Below are 24,204 nucleotides of genomic sequence, written 5' to 3'. Positions count from 1 at the left end.
GCAACTATGTATCAGAGGAGGATCCGTATGTTGTTTGTCTTGCTATATAGGCTAGGTGCGCCTATAGCGTCATGCCCATTACTGAGGAATAAACGGTTGAACTGGCAAAACTAATTCGATACCAATATTGATATAGGTCACTAGGCTTAATGTGCCTAAACACAATAAATAGACGATCAATACTTGCGCTATAGTGCGGATAAGTGGACGGTTACTACTCACACCCCACTTTAATATCACTCGGTATAAACCAACGATGCCGTGGAATAACACGATAGGTAAAAACACCACGTATAAGAGCCAAGCGTTATCGTGGTAAACCCGTTCTGCCGAAAGGTGAGGGCCAATATCAGGGTTTAAAATCATAGTGGCAAGATGGGCCGACACTAAGAAAAACAGTAAGAAACCGGTGATCATCTGCCAGAACCATGCTTGGGTATCTCTATGCTTGATAGTCGACATGAAGCCACGCATCGCTCGCCATTGACCTAATTGCACCGGAAAACGACGTAGTGCAGTGGCTGCATGTACTGCAACAATCACGAGCATAATGACTGAAATGATCTGGGTCACGATGGGGAAGCCATGACCCGTCGAGCTAAACATACTGCCTTCTAAGAATTGCACCATGTGAAAGAAGGTTTCTTTACCAAATAAAATGCTCGCCTCGAAATGCATATGAAATAAGAGGAAAATACCTAATATAAGCCCTGTCGCACTTTGTAAGCAGTCTGCTTTAGCCGACCAAGCTTGGCCAAATGGTCCGCCGTTAATGGCGGTAGGAACACGCGTTTTTGCTGACATTAATTCACCTCTTACTCGATTTGCTATGGCGTGAATGTACCTGCATCACGCCAAAACAAAGTCTATGGATACAGATTAAAAGAAGAGGGTTAATCCATTTGTAGGCATTAGCCCTGAGAGCACTTAGGGTAAAATTGAGCTACAGCATCATGCCGCCAAACAGGAAGGCTAATGCCACACTGGTGGCAATCGTCACAACGCCAGGGACCAGGAACGGATGGTTAAATACCGCCTTACCAATCCGTGTCGAGCCAGTATCATCCATCTCGACCGCAGCCAGTAGCGTGGGGTAAGTCGGTAATACAAACAGCGCGCTGACGGCGGCGAAAGAGGCAACGGCAGTTAAAGGACTTACGCCAATCGCCAAGGCTGCGGGCATCAGCGCCTTCGTTGTCGCGCCTTGGGAGTAGAGCAGCATGGAGGCAAAGAATAAGGTTACCGATAATAACCAAGGCTGACTTTGCAATAAGGTGCCGGCAAGATCTTTGATTTCCTCAATATGATTCGACACTAAGGTATCGCCTAACCAAGCCACACCTAATACACAGACACAGGCTGACATGCCTGACTTGAAGGTGGCCGCATTGGATATTTCGCTCGCGTCTAACTTACAGAAAATCGTAATAGCGGCAGCTGCCGTGAGCATCAGCACCATAATGGCGGCGTCGCGTGGCAATACAGGGTCAACAATCAAACCGACTTTGTCTGATATCGCAGTGGCATAGGCCATGACAGCCGCAATCGCCAGCAAGAAAATCATCACAGATCGTTTCGCGCCGGCTTTAATTTTGATCTCCGTTTTACCGCGTGTTTTGACTAAACCTTTGGCTAAGCGTTCTTGATAGACAGGATCATCGGCCAGTTCTTTACCCATTAAGTTGGCAACAACGGCGCCGACCATGCAGGCGAGGAAAGTTGAGGGAATACAAACGGCTAACAGTACTAAATAATCTACGCCAAACGGCTCTAAGATGCCTGAGAAGAACACGACAGCCGCTGAAATCGGTGAGGCGGTAATGGCGACTTGAGATGCGACAACGGCAATAGATAAGGGACGAGAGGGGCGAATGCCTTGCTCTTTTGCGACTTCGGCAATAACAGGTAAGGTGGAGAATGCTGTGTGGCCTGTACCCGCAAAAAGTGTCATGAAATAGGTGACGACAGGGGCCAGAAAGGTGATTTGTTTGGGATGCTTACGTAATAATTTTTCTGCCAGTGAGACTAAATAATCCATCCCTCCAGACACTTGCATGGCCGCAATCGCGGTGATAACTGACATAATGATGAGGATCACGTCAATCGGGATATTGCCCGGTTTGAGTCCCATCCCCGCGGTCAGTATCAGTACCCCGGCACCGCCAGCGAAGCCGACTCCCATGCTACCCATCCTTGCACCAAGGTAAATAGCCCCGAGGACGATAATTATCTCTAATATAATCATAGTGTTAACTCTATTTTATTTTTAATTTCAATAGCCTGCGCATATTCACTCTGTGCATGCTTATTCTTGAATCATCGAGTTGTGGGCTGGGGAAGGCTCCCCAGCCCCACTGAGTTACACTTTGGCTTTGCTAGTATTGCGTTTAGCCTGATATTTAGGATTCATCAGGTTTTCAACTGAGAGAATGTCATCGAGTTCTTCAACCGTTAACAAACCGCGTTCGAGTACCACTTCACGGACATTTTTACCCGTTTGGGCGCAAATCTTGCCTATGATGTCACCTTCATGGTGGCCGATGATTGGGTTAAGGTAGGTCACGATCCCGATAGAGTTCATCACATGGGCCATGCAGATCTCTGGATTGGCTGTGATACCTTCAACGCATTTTTCACGCAGGGAGATACAGGCATTACCCATCAAACTGAGCGACTCAAACATCGCCTGCCCAATAACAGGTTCCATTACGTTAAGCTGTAATTGGCCTGCTTCGGCGGCCATAGTGATAGTGATATCGTTGCCGACAATCTTAAAGGCAACCTGATTGACGACCTCAGGGATCACAGGGTTAACCTTGGCTGGCATGATGGAGGAACCCGCTTGCAGCTCAGGAAGATTAATCTCCTTCAGACCTGTACGTGGACCTGATGAAAGTAAGCGTAGGTCGTTACAAATCTTAGACATTTTAATCGCCATACGCTTAATTGCACTGTGCAGCATAACGTAGGCACCACAATCGGATGTCGCTTCGATTAAATCTTCCGCTGGCACATAGGCGCGGCCAGTAATGTCTGCCAGATACTTAATGGCTAATGCAGAATAACCGACAGGCGTATTGAGCCCTGTACCAATGGCGGTTGCGCCTAAGTTCACTTCTAACAACAGCTCTTGGCAACGCTTGATGGACTTAATTTCTTCTCGCAATGTAACAGCAAAGGCATGAAACTCTTGGCCTAAGGTCATAGGCACGGCATCTTGCAATTGAGTGCGGCCCATTTTTAAGATGGTTTTAAACTCTGTGGCTTTAGTGTCGAAAGCGCTGATAAGGTCGGTTAATGCATCTAACAGAATATCGGTACTGTTGATGACCGCAATACGGAAACCTGTTGGATAGGCATCGTTGGTCGATTGGCATTTATTAACATGGTCATTAGGGTTGATGACATCGTAACGGCCTTTTTCTAGCCCCATGATTTCCAGTGCAACGTTGGCTAATACCTCATTGGTATTCATGTTGACTGAAGTGCCTGCGCCTCCTTGATAAACATCGACCGGAAATTGATCAACAAATCGACCCGTTGTGAGTATCAGATCGCACGCTTCAATAATTTTGTCAGCGATTTCAGGACTTACAGCGCCTAATTCACTGTTAGCCATGGCAGCGGCTTTTTTTGTTAGCATCATGCCACGGACTAATTCAGGTACATCGGAAATTTTTTGATTACTCAGCTTAAAGTTTTCGATGGCACGCAATGTATGTATGCCATAATAAAATTCATTGGAAACTTCTTTCGTGCCCAATAAATCTTCTTCGATCCGTACGCTATTAGTATCTTTCATTTCGATCCTATTAAATCCAATTAATAGTAAGATATATCTCCGAGTATTGAGTTGTGGATGTGTACAATAAGTATACGTAACACATCAAGAATAACTCATCGAAAACATGAAGGAGAATCGTCTCCTTGACTATCGAAGTAGATCTTAACGCTTTGGCAATAACAGGATTAGGATGGTGATCACTTAACTGTATGAAATAGTGTATTTCTTTTTTTTCTTAGATAAGTCTCTCAACTCGGATCACTAGTGTGAGCCATTACTTTTTGATGCAAATTAGCTATAGATTTGTTATTCGTTAACCAATCGGCGACATATTTATTCAAGTGTTTTTAAAATTAAATAAACCATACGATATTTAATTGTCACTGCGTCAATAGCGAATAATCATTGATTAGTTAAATCTACTCAATAATAAATGCATGGTGTTTTCCTTAAAGTTTAAATAATCAATTAGATAACGCTAAATCTGTTATTTCATTTTAGTGAGAGATATCACAGTGAGGCTTAGACAATAGTGCACACTGTGGGCGTTTATTATTAATCAAAGGATGTAAGCATGAATTTTCCAATGCGTAAGCTTTTGCTCTCGGTCACTTTAGGGTTATTTCTCTCCTCCGCGGCGCAGGCGCTTCCACAGGTACGTATTATTGCCACGGGTGGCACTATTGCGGGAGTCGGACAATCGGCTACTGAGTCTAACTATCAGGCTGGTGAAGTGGGCATTAGTAGCTTGATTGCGGCCGTGCCTGAAATGAAACAACTTGCTGATATTCAAGGTGAGCAACTGGTTAAAATCGGTTCGCAGGACATGAACGATAAAGTTTGGCTAGCCTTAGCCAAGCGCATCAATCTGCTATTGGCTGATAAAGATGTCGACGGTATCGTCATTACCCATGGTACTGATACCTTAGAGGAAACGGCGTATTTTTTAAATCTCACCATCAAGAGCGATAAGCCTGTAGTACTGGTTGGGGCAATGCGTCCATCAACTGCCATGAGTGCCGATGGCCCGATGAATTTGTATAACGCAGTCGCGACCGCCGCTAACCTAGAATCTAAAGGTCGAGGCGTGTTGGTGGTGATGAACGATACCGTATTGAATGCCCGCGATGTGACTAAGACTAACACTACAGGTGTACACACTTTTGCCGCGCCTAACTTTGGCCAGCTTGGCGTTATCCATAACAGCAAGATTGAATACATGGGCAAAACTGAGCGTCAACATACAAGGCAAACGCCTTTTGATGTTAGCAAACTCGACAAGCTGCCACAGGTAGGGATTGTCTACAACTACGCTAATGCCAGCGATTTACCTGTCAAAGCTATGGTTGAAGCGGGTTTTGATGGCATAGTCAGCGCCGGTGTAGGTAATGGTAATATTTACCACTCAATATTTGACACCTTAGCTAAGGCGAGTCAAAAAGGCACCTTAGTCGTTCGCTCTAGCCGAGTGCCCACAGGCGCAACCACGCTTGATGCCGAGATAGACGATGCTAAATATGGCTTTATCGCCGCAGGTAATCTTAACCCGCAAAAAGCCCGCATTTTACTGATGCTGTCCTTAACGCAAAGCAAAGATCCACAACAGATCCAACGTTGGTTTCAACAGTTTTAAGATTCAACTGCGTGATAAAACAAAAGCCCTGCGAATATTCGTAGGGCTTTTGCATTAATGGCTTACCTGTGAAGTGGTTTTTTCACGAGGCCATGAGCCGAAATATCTAAACTTTGGTGTGATTTTTAAAGCCAAAATTGTGAGGGTTCAACTCAGATTTTCAATCAAGATATTGCTCTATTACTAGATTGGCGAAAGGCTTCGCCAATTAAGCACTCAATATCTCGCAAATATATGCATACCATTCCACAGTAACCATTAAATCCACAGCTGTTTCAGCTTCCTTCCTCGCTCATTATTTTTCGGCATATTCTGACTATATATCAAGGCGATAAACTATTTTTAGTACGGCATAAGGTATTGATTTTGTGACTTAAAGTGCTTTAGGTACTATAGTGAAAGCTTATTTTATCTGAAACATAGGTGAGCGCTTCCTAGGTTTCTTGTTTGATTTTGGGGGCAAAGTGCGAATTTTAATGAACAATTTCAAGGTAATTAGTTTTGTGCGTCAGTGGTTACTGCTGGCGCTTTTGAGTATGACGTTGCCACTGCAGGCGAGCGAAGATCTGCTGTGGATGGGAACGACAGGCTTGCCTATGAGTGAGCGGGTCCATACCGGTGAACTTGCCAATGGTATGCGTTATTTATTGGTGAGCAATAAGACGCCGGAGCAGGCGGTCATAGTGCGGATGCGGGTGGATGTAGGCTCTTTGGTCGAGTCTGATGCCGAGCAAGGATTAGTGCATTTTCTTGAACACATGGCCTTTAATGGATCGACCGGATTGGCTGCGGGGGAGATGATGCCGACATTGCAGCGCCTTGGCCTGAGTTTTGGCGCCGATACCAATGCTGTGACTGAGTTTCAGCAGACGGTCTATCAATTCAACTTGCCAAGTAATAGCCAAGATAAAATCGATACTGCTTTGTTTTTAATGAGAGAAATTGGCAGTAATCTATTACTCGACCCAGCGCTAATTGAACGTGAAAAAGCGGTGGTGTTGTCTGAGCTGCGTGAACGTAGCGGTGCGGATCTTGAGAATTACCGTAACCAATTACAGTTTTTAATGCCAAACACATTGCTGTCAAAGCGCTTCCCCGTGGGTGAGGCGAACAGTATCAGTAATGCCAATCGTGAGGCGTTGCTGTCTTTATATCAGCGTTTTTATACGCCCTCACGCACCACTTTAATTGTGGTGGGAGATATCGAGGTAGCCGCGGTAGAACAAAAGATAAAACAACAGTTTGCCAGTTGGAAAGACGCGCCTTTGGCCGCTAAAACCAAGGAACAAGCTATTGGTACTGTCGCAGAGCGCCAAAGTGTCGATGCGGCGGCATTTTTTGATCAAAGTCTGTCAACGTCAGTTTCCCTAGGCATGCTAAAACCCATCTCAGCGATTACCGATAGCCCTGCTGTGCGGGAGCAGGAAATGTTGCTCGAGCTCGCCCACGGCATCTTGTATCGCCGTATGGAGTCGCAATTACTGCATAGCCAAGGTTTATATGGTGTAAACCTGCAGGTTGGGCCGCAGTTTGATATTGCCTATGGCACACAAATGAGCCTAGGTACGCAGGAAAATAACTGGCAAGAGGGAATCGCACTCTTGGAGAAAACCCTGCGTCAAGCAAAAGAGTTTGGTTTTAGCCAGCAGGAAATTGACCAGCAAATCAAACGTATGCATAAGGGATATCAGCTAAGTGTCGCGGGGAGCAGTACTATTCACAGTGTGAATATTGCCGAGAGTCTAGTGTATTCGGTGGCGGGCAATCGCGTCCCTGTCGAACCTGATTGGCAGCTCGCATTTTTTGAAAAAATAATGCCAACAGTGACACCGCAAAAGCTAAGCCAAGTGTTTAATCAAACATGGAACGCCACGCCGTATTTGTATCTGACCAGCAATAAGCCCATTGAAAATGCTGAAAAACAGCTTATCGCCAGCTACGAGAAAAGCCGTAAACAAGCGGTGAGCGCACCAGCAATCAAGGCGATTGATGAGTTTGCTTATACTCAGTTTGGCGAGCAAGGCAAGTTAGTGGCCGACAGTCACGATAAGGAAACGGGGATTCGCCAACTGCAATTTGCCAATGGCGTGCGCCTTAATCTTAAGCCTACCAACTTTAATAAAGGCACCACATTGGTCAGCCTAAACATTGGCTTTGGTGAAGTGCCATTCCCTGAGTTGGATGGTTTGTCTTATCTGTTTAACAGTGCGTTTGTGCAGGGGGGACTCAAGGCCCATGATTATGACAGTCTGCAGGATATTTTTGCTGGACAAGATATTTCCATCAACTTAGGCCTGCGTGAGCAAAGTTTTGGCGGCGAGATTAGCACTAATGCCGCAGAGCTACGCACGCAGCTTGGCTTAATGACGGCTTATTTAATTGAGCCGGGTATGGATAAGCAGGCTGAGCAATTGTTTCGTGAACAAGTGATTGCCGAGCAACAAAGTATTCATAGCAACCCACAATCTGAGTTTTCTAATCAGTTTGCCCGTATCTCCCATAATGGTGATAAACGCTATGGTTATGGTGAGCCTGAAGAAATTCTCAAACGTCACTTTGGAGAATTAGCGCCGAGTTTCCATTCGGCCGTCGAGCAAGGGGCGATTGAACTCGCTATTGTGGGCGATTTTGACGAAGCGAGTGCCATTGCTGCTGTGGCTGAAACAATTGGCGCCATTAAGCGTAGCCCTATTGCTAATGCTCAGTCGATAGTACCTGTGTTTCCGAAAGTGCCCGTTCAGAAAACATTAACGCATTATGGTCAACTTGATATGGCGGCACTTGCCATGGTGTGGCCTACAACGGACATGACTCACTTGAGTCAACACGCGGGATTGGGTCTGCTGGAGCAAGTGCTAAGCATTCTATTAACGGAAAACGTGAGGGAGAAGGCGGGCGCGAGTTATTCGCCATCGGCCTTTTCTTACAACGATTTCAATGCCAGCGGTTATGGTTACTTAGGTTTGTTTAGCGTGACGACTCAAGCCATGTTGCCAACGGTTGCCGAGTATTTCACCGCCGCAGTTAAGCAAGTTAAAGCGCCTTCGGGGATCAGTGAGGATTTGCTTAATCGAGCCCGCCAACCAGTGCTTGAGTGGATGCAAGCTGCGCCGCAAACCAATGGTTTTTGGTTAGATCTCACCTCAACTGCCCAGAGTCATCCTGGTCGTTTTGCTGCCTTTAAACAAAGGCAAGCGTTAGCGCAGCAGATGACAGTTGCAGAACTTAATAAATTGGCGCAGCAATATCTGCAAGACGATAGCAGTTTAATGATCCAAGTCCTTCCTGCACCGCCAGAACCTCAGCAATGAGTATTGGGCTCATAGAATAGTAGACTGATCATTCACCGACATATCCCCTGTGGTCGCAAACCACAGGGGATATTTTTCTACCTCTTTCTTCCTCTATCTTCTTTTACCAACTTTTCTTTCACGTTCGTGGTGTTATGCCCACCCATAGGTCGTCAATGGAAATACCTGTTGTCGAAAATGCCACTCACAGATCTGCGCGAGTGAAACTAGTCTAGGCGCAACTTATGTGTGAGATGGCTAACGGGGTGAGGTATATGTTTCGATATCTATTGTGCAGTTTTTGTCTAGTGTTTTTGTACCCGACAGGGATAGATATGTACTTGGTCGGTTTGCCGCAAATTGCGCAGGATTTAGGGGCGAGTGAGGCGCAGCTGCATATTGCTTTTTCTGTGTATCTTGCGGGAATGGCGACCACTATGCTGTTTGCGGGGAGCTTAGCCGATAGGATTGGGCGTAAACCCATTACCTTGTTTGGCGCATTTTTGTTTGCTATTGCCTCTTACTTTGCCGGTAGTGCGCAAACCAGTGATCTCTTTTTAATGGCACGCTTTGCACAAGGCATTGGTGCGGGTTCTTGCTATGTTGTGGCTTTTGCGATTTTGCGTGATGTATTAGACGATAAGCGCCGAGCAAAAGTGCTCTCTATGGTCAATGGCGTGACTTGCATTATCCCTGTGATAGCGCCTGTGATAGGCCATTTAATTATGCTTAAATTCCCATGGCCTAGCCTATTTAACACTATGGCGGGGATGGGATTAATGGTCTTAATCCTGTGTATTTTTGTATTGCACGAAACCTATCCTAAACCGCAATTTCACACCACAGTTGAGCTGGGTGGGTATAAAGAATCCTTTAAACAGCGGTTTTTTCTCAGTCGTGTGGTGATAACGACTTTAGGTGTGACCACGATTTTAAGCTATGTAAATGTCTCTCCCATGTTGATCATGGGGCAGATGGGGTTTGACCGTGGGCAATATTCCAATACCATGGCAATGATGGCATTGGTGAGTATGTTAGCCTCATTTTCGACGCCCTTTTTGCTTAACCTGTTTAAAGAAAAATCGTTAATCTTGTTCTCTCAGATATTATTTGCCGCAGCGGCATTGGTGTTTATCTTGACTCAATTGGGCGGGGTTAGTCAGTCATTCAACCTGTTAGGTTTTGCTTTTGTTTGTTCCGGTTTTTCGATTGGATTTGGGGTCACCATGAGTCAGGCGCTCAGCCCATTTGTTACTCGGGCTGGAGTTGCCAGCTCATTACTGGGAATTGCCCAAGTGTGTACTTCAGCTTTATATATTTGGGTGATGGGTCTGCTCGAAGTGAGTGCGATTAATATATTATTAGTGATCCTCGCTGTCGGTGCGCTGGTGAGCATTACACTGATCTTAGCGGTTCCTAAATTGCCGGAAATTGTACTTAATGACCAAATCCCTGAGTCGGCTTGATCTTAACTTATTGTTTATTTTGCAGCTTTTATTACAGGAGCGGAGTGTCTCTAAGACTGCCAAAAAGCTCAATGTCACGCCATCCACTGTGAGTAAGTCGCTGGCCAAATTACGGGATTGGTTTGACGATCCCTTATTTGTCAAAACGCCGCAGGGATTTCAGTTAACGCCATTGGCTCACGGTATGGAGCAGGAGTTATCGGAATGGTTGCAAATGGGTAAGCAACTGATGGCTAAGCGCGGTGACGAGATGACCAAAGGGCTCACCTTCGAGTTGATGCTTGAGTCGCCTTTGTTGCTTATCATGCTTAATGAGCTGACTCAGGCCATTTATACTCAATACCCTGATGCAAAGGTGAAGGTACGAAATTGGGATTACGATTCACTCGAAGCGATTGTGCGTGGTGAAGCTGATATGGGTTTTACCGGCCGAGAAAGTCATCCACGTTCCAAGGAATCCCTTGATTTATTACCCTATTTTATCGATTTTGAGGTTTTATTTACCGATCTTCCTCAGGTGTATTTGCGCCGCGATCATCCCGCCTTGCAGGAAGAGTGGAATATAGACACTTTCTTAAAATACTCGCATATCAATATCTTGTGGGAAAAGAGCGAAACCTGGGCCTTAGATGATGTGCTTATTGAGCTTGGGTTAAGCCGTAATATTGTGCTGACCTTGGCCAGTTTTGAGCAGTCACTGTTTGTCGCGGCAGAGCCTCACCACAGCATGATGGCAATTGCGCCACAATATTGCGAACAATATGCTCGCCAATTACACCCTGACTTAGTGAGTCGCCCCATCCCGTTAAGCGACGAATATCTTGATAAACTCGCTATTCCTTTTACCTTGATTTGGCATAAGAGAAACAGCCACAACCCCAAAATCACTTGGCTGCGAAGCAAGATAAAAGCGATTTACCAACAGCATGATCAAGGCTGTTATTTACTGCATTAACTTGTTTGGGTAATACCCAATTGCTGACAAATATGTTGGATACAAAGTTCTCGCTGTTGGCACCATAGCCCATAGCTGACGGGGATCAGTTTAATGCCCGCGCGCTGTAAGAGTTTATACAGTTCAATATCGAAAAAGTCCGCCCAAGGTCCTGGGTAACCGATTAAATCTATTGCTAAATATTGGTTACCATAGCGGCACAGAATATCCAGTTCTAGCCCCGCCATATGGTAGGCGCGCCAGACTGTTATGCCTTTTGCTTCAATCGCCTGTGCCACTGACTGGCCGAAGCTATCGAGGGCATCGACATAATTGTGCGCCGCTTGAAATTGGCCCGCCGATGCTAAGTAAGTTGCCAGTAAATTATTGTTGGGGAGCTCATGTGCTTGTACCGATAAAAATAGCCACTGCATCTGTTTAGCGCGGGTGATGGCGACATTAAACATATCTTCGCGATTTAAGTACACGGCGGCGCGGCTGTCGTTGGCCGTAATGCTAAACGACAGCAGCATAATATCGCGCTCTTCCCCTTGAAAACCAAAGGGCGTGGCAATCCGTAATTGATGGCGTTCTATTTGCTGCGTGCTAAAGCGCGTGAGGATCTGCTGGGATAAATACTCTGCCTGATTGCGAAAACAGGAGAGCACACCAATGCTGGAAGGCACTAATACATTATCTTGTTCATTAATCAGTTGAGCTAACTTTTGAATTAATGCCTCAGCTTCTATGGCGTTAATTCCCTTACTATAACGGCTGCCAGTAACGTGGACTCTGTGTAAGTGCCCTGAACTCGTGCAGGGTCTGTGCTGCATAATCTTCAGCATGCCTTGATAAAACTGCTGATTACTAAATTGGATCAGCTCAGGTTTACTCCGAAAATGCTCATTTAAAAATACCACTTGGGATTGGCTTGCGAGGGATTGTGACGCTAAGTCGAGCATACTGGCATCACGGTAGCTCATTAGGCCGCGGCAATCCGGGGCGAGTCCGAGTTGAGTCTGGATTTGGGTTTGTTTTGCGCGGGATAAAAACGAGAAATGGCGCAGCTGTTTACTGTCGCCCACCACCAGTGCCGCTTTTGCCCGCTGCAAGGCCGGTAAACATGCGGCAATATTGGCTTGGGTGGCTTCATCAATAATCACTAAATCAAACATTTGCTGCTCCATGGGCAGCACTTTATGTAAGCTGGCAAGGCTAGATAACCAAATGGGAAAGGTTTGTTTTAAGGCATCAAAATCCGTCTTGTAGAAGCCGTCGAGTTGCTTAGCGGATTGCCGGGCGCGTAACGCACTGGCAAAACTCACCAGCGTACTGCGCTTATTTTTGAGTAATTGGTTTAATCGATAGTGAGTGGCCAATTGTAAGTATTTGAGGCTTAAGCTTTCTTTTTGCGCTATCAGTGTCGTTAATTTATCGAGTTCATTCCATTGCTGGGCAAACCTTTCGATACCTGCACGGTAAGCCCAATTGTAAAATCCTAAGCGCCAACGGGATTGTCCTTGTTGTAAGGTCGCCAGTTTTTGGCCGCGACGTATGGCGTGGCGGCAATGACGTATAAAGCCCGCTTCCATTTTGACTTGCTCGCGAGTCACAGTATTAAGTTGTTGTTTTGCATTGAGTAGCAACCTATCCGAGACGGCTTCATCAGATGCAGGGTGCTGACCATGGAGCATTTCATCAATCTGGTTTTTAAGGACTTTTATAAACTGCGGCGAGCCTGCTCGAATAAGGCTGCTCCCTAGCTGGAATTGTTGTTGCAATTTATCGGCAATCACATCAACAGCTACATCGGTGTGGGCGACGATGAGGACAGATTTGCCCCTTAATACCTGCTCCGCCGCCACTGTGGCTATGGTGTAACTCTTACCTGTTCCTGGTGGGCCTGAGATCTGCCCCAAAGTATGATTGGCCGCAATCTTTAAGGCCTGAATTTGCGCGCGGCTTAACAGCCCAGGAAGATAAGCCTCTTGCGTGTATACACTGGCGCTGATTGATGTTGTTTGTTGTGTTTCTGCGAATAGCGCTTTAAGTGGTGCTGATGGTTCAGGCGCTGTCATTAGTTTGTCGAGTTCGTGCAAAATGCCCCGACTTGCGATCGAACGTTCTGCCAAAATGATTTGGCTTCGACTGACAAGAAACTGCCCACGTTTACGGCATAAGCTCGTGAATTCAGCCTCATCGATCAGCTTGGGAAAATGCAATAAGTGACTGGTATCAACATCGGCTTGGCCCGCCCGCAGCCAAGATATCCAGCCACTGACATCCGTTGGATTATCGCGTAAATCTTGGCTTAGGCTATGTCCTTCAACGACTAATTTTTCTAATAGAGCTTCATTGATAGTGAATGGTCCGCTGCCAGCTAGAGTGTTATTGCTCTCTAGGTAGAGATTATCGCCGTCAGCCTGTAATTGGCATTCGCGATAAAGGAGTGGTGTCACGACTTTACGTTTTTCGCCATTAAGGTCGACTGTGCCGCAGAAAAACAGACAGCAGTGCAATAATACCTTTTCACGTAAATACAAAGCGCTACGTGCTAGTAATGCACTGGCGGGAGCAAATGGCACAGGCAAGCGGGGTAGGAAGCCACTGCTTAACTCGTCTTCATGTTGGAGTAATAGCTGATCTTGCTCGGCAAGCTTGTGGTTAGACCAGAGATTGATTTCGGCACTATCGTGTTGAAAACATTGTTTGTAGTAGTTGAGAATCCCTTGCAAATCCTATCCATCCCAAAGGCTTAATTGGCGATGCGAGAGTAACCTAATCGCATTAGTCGAACAAGGTTTGTACCGTTTGAGGATAGTTTATCCATAGTCGCTTTAAGCCTAAAAGAGAGGTGTTCGATAGAACAGTCATTTTCCACTGGAGCAGAATTTTTGAGAGGCGAGCAAAAGTATCAGCAGCCGCATTTGTATCAATTAAGGGCCAGAAAAGTGTGGTTTGTATCACTTTTTTGTGTGTTATTGAAATGTTTGTTAAGTGTTTGAGTTTGTAAAATATTTGTTTTTGTTTTTAGTGGAAATTGCCATTGTTGTCATTGTATAACTGCGTAGATTGAACTGAATTTTTGTCTGCTAATGAGGGAAACAATGATAAAAAGTAAGCTAAAGGGATTCGCTGCGGTGGCTGTTGCCTGTTTAGCGGTAACGGCATGTGGCTCAGATGATAATAATGAAGAGGGCACAGATCAAAATGCCACCTATGTGCAATTTTATAATGCTTCAGCTGGAAGCACTGCTACTGCACTCAAAGTTGCCGATAAAACCTATGAAAGTGTGATCTATGGGGACACTATGCCGCGATTTACGTCGACGGCTGGCGTAACTGCGATTGAAGTGATGGCTAAGGATGCCTCTGATAAAGATATCTCTATTTATAAAGAAAATATCGATTTGAAAGTTGCAACGGACCATTTCTTTGTATTACATGGTGATTTTACCGAACCTAAATTACTTAATATTAACTATTCTCGCACTGAACTCGATAAGCTCAACGAAGTGGCTGAAAACAGTAAAATGCAGCTCTTGATTGCCAATACTGCTGTACATGCCCAAGCCTTTGACGCTTATGTTTCTAAGTCGACCCAAACCTTTGCCGATGCCGTGATGTTAGGCAGTGTGGCCTACGGTGAAGTGTCGCAGCCGCAAGTGATGGATACGGGTGAATATAAGGTTTACCTCGCACCAGCGGGAACAACCAATGTTTCTTATACAACTGCGAACATTAAATTCAGTTCTAAGGTGCCTTATAAGCTGATCATCCGCGAAGGTTTTGGTGCTTCGGATTCAAAAATCACCTTGGACAGTGTCGATTCAACTACCAATGTTCGCAATCATGTAGCATTAGAAGCGAGTGTCGATTATCGCGTCTTTAACGGTTTAGGTTCGCACATTATCGATGTGAAAGTGGCTAGCAGTAAGCAAGATACTCTGTTTAGTGAAGTGCCATCTTTTGGGGTGACTAGCTATCAAAGTGCTGAGTTTAATGATTTTGGTGTGAGTGTGTTCGACCACGGTACGCAAAATAAATTGCTCGATAATGTGCTTATCACCCTTAACCAAGATGACATTAAAACCATCTTCATCTATGAGCAAACGACCGAGCAGGGCAGCCAAGTGAAGGCGATGGAGATGAAGCAAACTCAGACGCCAAGTCCCTATAGCTTTAAGTTCGACATTGTGAGTTTTGCCGATAAAAGCAATCTAACCGTGTATTTCTTAAAGGCAAATGACACGATTGAAACGGCTGTAAATAAGATCACCGCAGTCAATCCTGCGAGCCCTCAGTCATTGACTGTGCCAGCTGGCGAATATTCTATTAAGGTTATCGCTGTGGAAAACGGTACTAAAACCGTTGTCTATGCATCCGATTTAATGGATTTCAGCAATGAAGACAATGTGACTATGGTGCTGAATAAAGATCCTTCTACTAGCTTTGGTTATAACTTGATTAAGATCTAACCGCTAAGGTGAGTGAACGGCTCTAATAAAACAGCGCTACTTAGGTAGCGCTTTTTTTGCTGTTTTTTTGTGCTCGTTTTAGTGGGCTTAGTAGATTGAGCATTATTGTCTTAGCATTCACTTTTTATTGATTGTGGCTGCGGGGTTAATGTAGGCTGATCGGCAAAAATTAAGCCGAGCATTGCTGTGATGTGAGTAACGCGAGCAATATAGGAAAAGGAGTTCACTGTGATGAGTAAAGGATTTAAAGACGGCCATTTCCAAATTGGTGAAGGCAGTATTAGCGGCACTATAGCGTGTATGTTAGCGATATTATCGTTTCTGGGTGTATTGGCGTTTCATTTTCCCGAATATCTCACCACTCCAGAATTACGCCAAAGCTATAATGTCGATGTTATTCGCAGCTTAATATTTGTCGCCTTAGTGGTGTCGGGCAGTTTAGGTTTATTGAATTTTATTCGAAATAAAAATAAGCGTTTCGGCTTTGTGGCTTGGGTATTTGTGAGTTTAGCGATTGCCTTTGGTGGTCATCAAGTTGAGGTCGAGCCTTTTGCTAATCATAAGGTCTCACTGGGTTTAGATTGGTTTATTTTAGACTTATTAGGCTCAACCTTAATTTTCATTTTTATCGAGAAATGGTTACCCCATAAACCAGAACAGGCAATATTGAGACCCGAGTGGCAAGGGGATTTAAATCATTTTCTGGTGAATCACTTAGCGATTGGCTTTGTATTATTGGTGGCCAACCAATTTGTACAGTCGAGCTTTTCTTGGGCTATTTCCAGCACAGTGCAAAGCTTTATTGCGGGTCTTCCCTTTGTGCTGCAACTACTGTTGATTCTATTGGTCGCCGATTTAATGCAATATGCGGCGCACCGTGCCTACCATGAAATTCCTTTCCTGTGGCGCTTCCATTCGGTGCACCATAGCGCGAAACATTTAGATTGGTTGGCTGGTTCAAGGCAACATATGTTTGAGTTGATTGCTACCCGTTGTTTAGTGCTCACGCCGATTTTTATCTTGGGATTCTCCAAAGACATCATCAGTATTTATGTGATTATCGTTGGCGTGCAGGCGGTCTTTAATCATGCCAATGTGCAGGTTAACTTTGGCTGGCTACGTTACTTAATTGTCAGTCCGCAATTCCACCATTGGCACCATGCTTCCGATAAGGCGGCAATCGACCGTAACTATGCTGCCCATTTTTCTTTTTTAGATTACCTATTTGGGACTGCAGTTCGAGGCCAGAAAGAGTGGCCAGAGCAATATGGTGTCGTGGGCGATTACATGCCTGTTGGCATGTTTAAGCAGCAATTGTATCCCCTTGGTTTAGCGAAGAAAGACACAAAATAATGGCGCTGCAATTGGAGTGGTTTGTTTTGGAATGATTGTCTGGGAGTATTGATTAGGTCAACTGAGCAGTAACGCTGAACTGTGGCGGTTAACTCTGATATTGGGATAGAAACAAGCCCAACACAGCGCTTGGGAACTGCGCTTTGTTGGGCTTTTTGCCGTTCAAACTACAATCGTTATTCGGAAATTTTCAGTTCTTGGCCTGGCTTAATAATGCTTTTACCATTGAGCTGGTTCCACTTCATTAAGTCAGCCAGTTTAACCTTATTCTTACGGGCGATTTTATCCAGCGAATCACCAGATTTCACCTTGTAAGTGGTCGCTTTTACTGCAGGTTTATCGGTCGATGTTGAGGTAGTCGCTTTAGCTTTGGTCGACGACTTATTGTTCACTTTTTTATCTGTCTTCGCCTTGGTTTTAGTGGGTTCAGGCTCATTATCATTGCCCGCCATTGGCGTTAACAGCGTGAGCTCTTGGCCGATTTTTAGGCGGTCCGATGTCAGATTGTTGGCCTGTTTTAATGCTTTCACTGACATATCAAACTTGGCTGCGATTGTGCCTAGGCTGTCACCAGATTTGACGATATAGCTTTGGCTATCATAGCGTTTTTGAGCGTAGAGCTTGTCCTGATTTTCCTGATAATGACCTATGTTTTCCAGCGGTAAGGCGATTTGATATTTGCCTTTGCTGGGGATTACACCTTGGCGAAAGCCTGGGTTATAGGTTTTAAATTCTGCTTTGCTGAGCCCTGCTGCATTAGCAATCTGGCCAATATCTACGCCATTAGGTGCTGGCACTCTTTCCAAGAAAGGGCGGTTAGCAATAGGGGGGACTTTTAAACCGTAGTGGTTGGGATTTCGAATAATCTGAATAAATGCCAGCCACTTAGGGACTGTTTGTACTCGCTTAGCGGGGATACCCAGTGACCAAAAGTCCGTAGGTTTGCCCTTGGCTTTGTTTTTATCAATGGCGGCTTTGATCACTAGCTCACCGGTATTGTAGGCGGCGACGGCGTTAATCCAGTCTTTGTCTAAGGTGTCGTATAGGTGCTGTAGATAGTCGAGCACTGCATCGGTTGAGGCCAGCGCATCTTTACGGCCATCGTAGGCAGAATTCACCGTTAAGCCAAAATTACGTCCAGTAGCAGGGATCATTTGCCACAGTCCTGCGGGGCCGTTAGCTTGTGCTAAGGGGTTATAGCCACTTTCGACTATGGGCAATAACGCCAATTCTAATGGCATGTTACGCGCTTCGAGCTGGCTGACTATGTAATATAAAAATGGCTCGGCGCGATCGCCAACCTGATTCATAAATTTTTGTTTATCATCGAAAAAGTTACGTTGTTTACGTACTTCGGCATCATCATGGACGTCAATGGTATTGGCGTGTTGGATCTTTTCCCATACATCGCTGTACTGCTCAACCACTTCGGGTGGTGTTTGATGCTGTTGTGGCGAGTGGTCGTTATCATTACTGACATCACTTGCTGTGGCATTGAATTCAGTGGTTGATGGGCTTGCTGATGTTGTAGCACAACCGCTCAGTAGGGCCATTAGCATGGCAAGCATAAGCACTGTAAATGAGTGCGTTTGGCGAAAATGTGTCCGCATGATTGTCCTGTGATGAGTTGACTGGGCATTCCATATTGGTGCACATGCTAATCTGTTTTCGAGTTTCTGGATAGCTCCCCCAAGTTTTACCTATTGTATCAAAGTTGTCTTAAGGCCGATTGTGCGGCCCTTTGATTGCAGATCCTGCGTTTAGCTTTATCGATTTATACGCTACCATAGCCGCGATTTTTCATTAACTTGGGTAGCAAAGTGCAGACGTTAGCGCAGTTAAGGGTAGGGCAGTTACAAGGGATCACACGTTTACAATTGGTTGAGGATTTAACCGAGTTCCCGCGGGAGATTTTTGATTTAGCTGATACCCTCGAAATCCTCGATTTATCGAATAATCAACTGAGCACTTTGCCCGAGGATTTACACCGCTTATCGCATTTAAAGATAATTTTCGCCTCGAATAATCGCTTTGAACATTTGCCTGAGGCATTAGGGCTATGCACAAATTTAGAGATGATTGGCTTTAAGGCCAATCAAATTAAAACAGTGACTGCGGCGGCATTACCGCTGCAAACCCGCTGGCTCATCCTAACCGATAACCTCATTGAGACATTGCCTGCGGCCATGGGCGATTTACATCGTCTGCAAAAATTAGCCTTAGCGGGTAACCGTTTAACAGCCTTGCCCGAGTCCATGGCTAATTGCCGCAACTTAGAGTTAGTGCGTTTATCGGCCAATCAACTCCACGCACTGCCAGCTTGGTTACTCAGTTTGCCCAAACTGACTTGGCTCGCCTTTGCGGGAAATCCATTCAGCCATACCTTAGTCGATCCCCACGCCGATGTGGCCACAGTGGCGAATGTGACTCTGGGTGATATCAAGTTGGCTGAGAAGCTTGGCGAAGGGGCTTCTGGGGTCATTTATCGAGGCGATTGGTTGAATCAAGCCATGATAGCCGCGACGGGGTCGGCGCAGATTGCGGTAAAACTCTTTAAGGGTGAAGTGACGAGCGATGGTTATCCCGCTGACGAGTTAGATTGCTGTCTCACAACGGGTGATCATCCCAGCCTTATTAAGGTCGTGGCGCACATTAGCCAGAAAGATCAATTGGGTTTAGTGATGGAACTTATTCCGCCAGGGTTTAGTAACTTAGGGCTACCACCAAGTCTTGTCACCTGCACTCGCGATACCTTTAAAGACGGTAGCGAATTTCGCCTTGATGAAGTCGCCAAAATCACGCACCAGTTGGCCGATGCGATGGCGAACATGCATGCAAAACAAGTAAGCCATGGTGATGTCTACGCCCATAATATTATGGTTAATCAACAGATGAGCTTATTGTTTGGGGATTTTGGTGCGGCATCAAACTTACGCAATCTATCGACAGCAGAACGCTTAGCGATAGAAGCTATTGAAGTGCGGGCGCTTGGTTGCTTGATTGAAGATCTATTGGCCTATGTGGATGCATCTGCCTATGTGAGTGCCTCGATTGGCCCTCTGTACTACACACAGTTGAGTGCGATTAAAGATGAGTGCATGCAGTTAGATGTGGCTCAGCGCCCCTGTTTTGCTGACGTGAAAAAGGCCATCGGAGCCCTGCTAAAAGGTAAATAGTGGCTTGCTAATAGGCTGGCTCTACACTTGTTTCAAGTTTGCTGTATTTTATGGTTGTTTGTGTGATTTAAGTGCTCACTATTAAGTTTATCGTTAAGTTATTGTTTTGTTTGGTTGTGTAACCGAGTTTTTACTGGCACTGACTGGGATTAAGCCTATAGGCTGTATACCCAAATAACCTCAAATTGCTGAAACAGGCACTTTGGGGGGACTTGGTATTAGTTTTGGGTTCAATCCGGTTTGCTGTTGTCGGATAGGATGTCCGTTGAATAGTAAGAACGATAGGTTTGCATACTATGTTTACACGAACGCTGTTTATACAAAGAGTAACTGAACAAGCACGCAGTGCATGCGATATTTCATTAAAAAGCCATCCCCATCATCTCCCAAAGGCGCCCTTATTCGCGCCTTTGCCGTTTCTACTGGCGAGTGTTTTCGCTTTAGCCCCTATGGCCGTGATGTCGGCGGACAAGGTCGACATCATCCCTGTGACGGTCGAGGCCGTTAAAGAAACGTCCTTTGCCGATGTAGTGAATGAAGTCGGTAAAATCAACGCTATCGATTCAGCCACGCTGAACTTTAATGCTAGCGAAAAAATTAGCGCGATTCATTTTAGTAACGGCGACAAAGTGATTAAAGGCCAAGTGATTGCCGAGCAGGACAACATTAAAGCCAAGGCTGATTTAGACAAAGCCAAGAGCACCTTAGCACTGGCTAAAACTAAGCTGGAGCGTATCGAAGATTTACTGATTAAAGAACCCTTTGCGCTTGCTAAGCAAGATGTGGATGAGCTACGGGAAAATGTGAATCTGGCCGATGCGGATTTTCGCCAGAAACAAGCAACCATGAACGATTACCTGATCAAGGCTCCCTTCGATGGTCAGTTGACCAGCTTTAGTCAGTCTATCGGCAGTCAAATTGGTGCTGGTACGGCCTTAGTCACCCTCTATAGTTTAAATCCGGTCGAAGTGCGTTATGCCATCAGTCAGAAGGATTTAGGCAAGGCGCAAAAGGGCCAAAAGGTGAATGTGACTGTTGAGGCCTATGGTAATAAGGTATTCAAAGGGTTAGTTAACTATGTTGCCCCTGCGGTAGATGAAAGCTCAGGACGGGTTGAAGTGCATGCCGCCCTTGAAAACCCTGAGTTTAAGCTTGCTCCTGGCATGTTCGCCAACATTAAGCAGTTCTATAGTCTGGGGATTAAACGTCTGTTAGTGCCGCAAAATTCGATTATTGCCAATAACGATGAACGTTTTGTCTGGCTAGTGCAGGGTGATAGCGTAGTAAAGCAAGTGGTTAAACTCGCTCAAAATACGAATGACGGTTATGCCGTCGTGACTGAAGGTTTAGCCGAAGGCGATTTAGTCGTTAAAACGGGTATGCAAAACCTCAAGTCCGATAGCAAGATCAAAGTCGTGCAGGATAGAAACACTGCAGATAAAGCGGCAACATCAAGCGCTGACAAAGGTGCTGATTCAGGCGCTACTCCAAATATTGAGGTGGCTGAATAATGCGTTTACCCGAAGTCTGTATTCGTCATCCTATCTTCGCCTCCGTACTCAGTATTATGGCTGTGTTACTGGGCTTGATTGCCTTTCAAAAACTCGATATCCAATACTTCCCTGAGCATACCACCCACTCGGCATCTGTGAATGCGTCGATTGCAGGGGCGAGCGCCGATTTTATGTCGAGCAACGTGGCCGATAAGTTGATTGCTGCGGCTTCGGGCATAGATAAAGTCGATACCATGTCGACCGACTGTAGCGAGGGGCGTTGCTCATTAACGATTAAATTCAATGATGACACCAGCGATATTGAATACACCAACTTAATGAACAAGTTGCGTAGCAGCGTCGAAGGGATTAACGATTTCCCCCAGAGCATGATAGATAAGCCCACAGTCACTGACGATACCTCGGCCACAGATTCGGCCAGTAATATCATCACCTTTGTGAACGCGGGTGGCATGGAAAAGCAGGCTATGTACGACTACATTAGCCAGCAGTTAGTACCGCAACTCAAACAAGTTCAAGGCGTTGGTGCTGTTTGGGGGCCCTATGGTGGCTCACAAAAGGCGGTCAGAGTCTGGCTCAATCCTGAACAAATGAAAGCGCTGAATATTAAAGCTGCCGATGTGGTGGGCACGTTAGGCTCCTACAATGCCAGTTTTACCTCGGGCGCGATCAAAGGTAAGTCGCGGGATTTCTCGATTAACCCTTTGAATCAAGTTGAAACGCTTGAAGACGTGAAGGATCTGGTGATTAAGGTTAGCGAGGGTAAGATCATCCGCGTGTCCGATGTCGCCGATGTGGTGATGGGCGAGGAAAGTCTGTCGCCGAGTATGTTGTCTATCGGTGGACATAGTGCAATGTCATTGCAGATTTTACCGCTGAGCAACGCTAACCCAGTGACAGTGGCTTCGAACATTAAAGCCGAAATTGCACGCATGCAAAAACATTTACCCCAAGGCTTAGAAATGAACTTGGCTTATAACCAAGCTGATTTTATTGAAGCCTCCATCGACGAAGGATTTTCTGCGTTGATTGAAGCGGTGATCTTAGTTTCGCTGATTGTGGTGTTATTTTTGGGTAGCTTGCGGGCGGCATCGATCCCCATTATTACCATTCCCGTGTGCGTGATTGGGGTGTTTGCTGTGATGTCGGCGCTCGGATTTAGTATCAATGTGTTGACTATTCTGGCGATTATTTTGGCCATTGGCCTGGTGGTGGATGATGCCATTGTGGTGGTCGAGAACTGTTATCGCCATATTGAAAACGGTGAAACGCCTTTCAATGCGGCGATTAAAGGCTGTCAGGAGATCATTTTCCCTATCATTGCGATGACGTTAACGCTCGCCGCCGTGTATCTGCCGATCGGATTAATGTCGGGCTTAACCGCCGATCTGTTTCGGCAATTCTCCTTTACCTTAGCAGCGGCCGTGATGATCTCTGGCGTGGTGGCGTTGACTTTGTCGCCTATGATGAGCGCCTATCTTATCAATACTACTGAGCAACACCCTAAATGGTTTAGCCGAGTCGAGAATGCGCTGCAGCAGTTAAATCATTTGTATATCAATGAGCTGAATAAGTGGTTTTTCCGCAAGCGCTTGATGTTTGGTGTGGCTGTGGTTTTGGTGGGTCTTGCGGGTATTGCTTACTGGCAATTACCCAAAATACTCTTGCCTGCGGAGGACTCTGGCTTTATCGATGTGGCGTCTAATGGCCCTACCGGTGTCGGTAGGCAGTATCATCTCAATCACAATGCTGAGCTTAATGGTGTGATGGACGAGCATCCCGCGGTTGGGGCTAACTTGTCCTATATCGAGGGAGAGCCAGTGAACCATGTGCTACTCAAACCTTGGGGTGAGCGCAGTGAGGGTATAGATGATGTGATCAGCGACTTGATTACAACATCAAAGGAAAACGTTTCTGCCTATAACATGTCGTTTAGCATTCGCTCAGCAAATAATCTCAATATTGCCAATAATTTGCGTTTAGAGCTGACGACCTTAGATCGGAATAAGGACGAACTCAGCGAAACCGCCGCCAAAGTGCAAAAATTACTCGAGGATTATCCTGGCCTGAATAACGTGGGCAACTCAGTGCTTAGGGACCAACTACGCTACGATCTGTCTATCGATCGCAACGCCATTATCCTCTCAGGTGTGAGTTATGGTGATGTCACTAATGCACTTTCTACCTTTCTTGGCTCAGTGAAGGCGGCGGACTTACATGCTACCGATGGTTTTACTTATCCTATTCAAGTGCAAGTAAACTTAGACAAACTGAGTGATTTTAAAGTGTTGAATAAGCTGTATGTCACTTCAGAATCAGGGCAAGCACCTGAAGAATCCCCTGATGATTTACAAATAAATCATCAAATTAGGGTGGAAGCGCATCTTGTTGCATGATCAAATGGTTTCGCTAAAAACTACACTTGGACAACAAGATGCGCGAAGCCAATATCCTACAACATTCTTTACACCAATACTGCCCAGAACTTCACCTAAAACGATTAAACAGCTTGATGCTGGCCTCTAAGGCACTGATTGAATGTAAGACACTGACCTTGACTGAGTTAGGTCGAAATT

At 45.6% G+C, this 24,204-nt stretch carries 13 protein-coding genes and 2 pseudogenes; 10 read left to right on the top strand and 5 right to left on the bottom strand.

Annotation, left to right across the window (positions count from 1 at the left end):
- Positions 1–78 precede the first annotated feature (78 nt).
- The 3 genes from L5M17_RS17565 to aspA form a co-directional block, all read right to left on the bottom strand.
- Entirely contained in the window at positions 79–804 is a 726-nt protein-coding gene (locus L5M17_RS17565) for a fumarate reductase cytochrome b subunit (protein ID WP_113940029.1), read from the bottom strand.
- 139 nt (positions 805–943) lie between these two features.
- Positions 944–2,245 carry an anaerobic C4-dicarboxylate transporter gene (locus L5M17_RS17560; RefSeq protein WP_263148692.1) on the bottom strand — a complete coding sequence of 434 codons (1,302 nt, stop codon included), beginning with the start codon at positions 2,243–2,245 and terminating at the stop codon, positions 944–946.
- A gap of 114 nt (positions 2,246–2,359) precedes the next feature.
- Positions 2,360–3,802: an aspartate ammonia-lyase gene (gene aspA / locus L5M17_RS17555; RefSeq protein ID WP_131524382.1), complete on the bottom strand. Its 1,443-nt coding sequence runs from the start codon at positions 3,800–3,802 to the stop codon at positions 2,360–2,362.
- Positions 3,803–4,358: 556 nt separating this feature from the next.
- On the opposite strand from aspA, the gene ansB reads away from it, so the two are divergent.
- From ansB to yidZ, 4 genes are all read left to right on the top strand, one after another.
- Positions 4,359–5,417, top strand: a complete 1,059-nt coding sequence (ansB, locus tag L5M17_RS17550; RefSeq protein WP_263148691.1) for an L-asparaginase 2 — start codon at positions 4,359–4,361, stop codon at positions 5,415–5,417.
- A 476-nt stretch (positions 5,418–5,893) separates the two neighbouring features.
- Positions 5,894–8,728, top strand: coding sequence for a M16 family metallopeptidase (locus L5M17_RS17545; RefSeq protein WP_263148690.1), 2,835 nt, complete (start codon positions 5,894–5,896; stop codon positions 8,726–8,728).
- Positions 8,729–8,982: 254 nt separating this feature from the next.
- Positions 8,983–10,173 carry an MFS transporter gene (locus L5M17_RS17540; protein WP_263148689.1) on the top strand — a complete coding sequence of 397 codons (1,191 nt, stop codon included), beginning with the start codon at positions 8,983–8,985 and terminating at the stop codon, positions 10,171–10,173.
- Complete coding sequence (yidZ, locus tag L5M17_RS17535) at positions 10,148–11,128, top strand: HTH-type transcriptional regulator YidZ (RefSeq protein WP_263148688.1); 981 nt, start codon at positions 10,148–10,150, stop codon at positions 11,126–11,128. The genes L5M17_RS17540 and yidZ overlap by 26 nt, the downstream gene beginning before the upstream one ends.
- On the opposite strand, the gene L5M17_RS17530 is transcribed toward yidZ, so the two are convergent.
- The gene (locus L5M17_RS17530; RefSeq protein ID WP_263148687.1) at positions 11,125–13,842 is read right to left on the bottom strand and encodes a DEAD/DEAH box helicase; all 2,718 of its coding nucleotides are present in this window, start codon (positions 13,840–13,842) and stop codon (positions 11,125–11,127) included. The genes yidZ and L5M17_RS17530 overlap by 4 nt on opposite strands.
- A gap of 372 nt (positions 13,843–14,214) precedes the next feature.
- Here L5M17_RS17530 and L5M17_RS17525 point away from each other — a divergent pair, with 372 nt between their 5' ends.
- Both L5M17_RS17525 and L5M17_RS17520 read left to right on the top strand, forming a co-directional pair.
- Entirely contained in the window at positions 14,215–15,585 is a 1,371-nt protein-coding gene (locus L5M17_RS17525) for a DUF4397 domain-containing protein (protein ID WP_263148686.1), read from the top strand.
- Positions 15,586–15,816: 231 nt separating this feature from the next.
- Positions 15,817–16,938, top strand: a complete 1,122-nt coding sequence (locus tag L5M17_RS17520; RefSeq protein WP_006083140.1) for a sterol desaturase family protein — start codon at positions 15,817–15,819, stop codon at positions 16,936–16,938.
- Between the two features lie 176 nt (positions 16,939–17,114).
- Here the strand turns inward: L5M17_RS17520 and L5M17_RS17515 are convergent, their stop codons facing one another.
- Positions 17,115–18,548: a LysM peptidoglycan-binding domain-containing protein gene (locus tag L5M17_RS17515; RefSeq protein WP_263148685.1), complete on the bottom strand. Its 1,434-nt coding sequence runs from the start codon at positions 18,546–18,548 to the stop codon at positions 17,115–17,117.
- A 210-nt stretch (positions 18,549–18,758) separates the two neighbouring features.
- Here L5M17_RS17515 and L5M17_RS17510 point away from each other — a divergent pair, with 210 nt between their 5' ends.
- The 4 genes and pseudogenes from L5M17_RS17510 to L5M17_RS17495 form a co-directional block, all read left to right on the top strand.
- Positions 18,759–20,114, top strand: a complete 1,356-nt coding sequence (locus tag L5M17_RS17510) for a leucine-rich repeat-containing protein kinase family protein (protein ID WP_263148684.1) — start codon at positions 18,759–18,761, stop codon at positions 20,112–20,114.
- 296 nt (positions 20,115–20,410) lie between these two features.
- Positions 20,411–21,625 carry an efflux RND transporter periplasmic adaptor subunit gene (locus L5M17_RS17505; RefSeq protein WP_263148683.1) on the top strand — a complete coding sequence of 405 codons (1,215 nt, stop codon included), beginning with the start codon at positions 20,411–20,413 and terminating at the stop codon, positions 21,623–21,625.
- Positions 21,625–23,955, top strand: a pseudogene (locus L5M17_RS17500) (efflux RND transporter permease subunit); the annotation flags it as partial. The gene L5M17_RS17505 and the pseudogene L5M17_RS17500, both read left to right, overlap by 1 nt.
- A 107-nt stretch (positions 23,956–24,062) precedes the next feature.
- Positions 24,063–24,204, top strand: a pseudogene (locus tag L5M17_RS17495) (IS4 family transposase); the annotation flags it as partial.

The sequence above is a fragment of the Shewanella sp. SW24 genome, assembly GCF_025653395.1.
In the GTDB taxonomy this organism is placed as follows: domain Bacteria; phylum Pseudomonadota; class Gammaproteobacteria; order Enterobacterales; family Shewanellaceae; genus Shewanella; species Shewanella oncorhynchi.
The sequence above is the reverse complement of the archived record's forward strand: the minus strand, read 5'-3'. Positions and strand labels throughout refer to the sequence as shown.

Bases quoted from the DNA above. Each gene is read 5' to 3' on its own strand.
- L5M17_RS17525 (WP_263148686.1), top strand. From the start codon at position 14,215: ATGATAAAAAGTAAGCTAAAGGGATTCGCTGCGGTGGCTGTTGCCTGT.
- L5M17_RS17515 (WP_263148685.1), bottom strand. From the start codon at position 18,548: ATGCGGACACATTTTCGCCAAACGCACTCATTTACAGTGCTTATGCTT.
- ansB (WP_263148691.1), top strand. From the start codon at position 4,359: ATGAATTTTCCAATGCGTAAGCTTTTGCTCTCGGTCACTTTAGGGTTA.
- aspA (WP_131524382.1), bottom strand. From the start codon at position 3,802: ATGAAAGATACTAATAGCGTACGGATCGAAGAAGATTTATTGGGCACG.
- yidZ (WP_263148688.1), top strand. From the start codon at position 10,148: ATGACCAAATCCCTGAGTCGGCTTGATCTTAACTTATTGTTTATTTTG.
- L5M17_RS17545 (WP_263148690.1), top strand. From the start codon at position 5,894: ATGAACAATTTCAAGGTAATTAGTTTTGTGCGTCAGTGGTTACTGCTG.
- L5M17_RS17520 (WP_006083140.1), top strand. From the start codon at position 15,817: ATGAGTAAAGGATTTAAAGACGGCCATTTCCAAATTGGTGAAGGCAGT.
- L5M17_RS17565 (WP_113940029.1), bottom strand. From the start codon at position 804: ATGTCAGCAAAAACGCGTGTTCCTACCGCCATTAACGGCGGACCATTT.
- L5M17_RS17560 (WP_263148692.1), bottom strand. From the start codon at position 2,245: ATGATTATATTAGAGATAATTATCGTCCTCGGGGCTATTTACCTTGGT.
- L5M17_RS17505 (WP_263148683.1), top strand. From the start codon at position 20,411: ATGTTTACACGAACGCTGTTTATACAAAGAGTAACTGAACAAGCACGC.
- L5M17_RS17540 (WP_263148689.1), top strand. From the start codon at position 8,983: ATGTTTCGATATCTATTGTGCAGTTTTTGTCTAGTGTTTTTGTACCCG.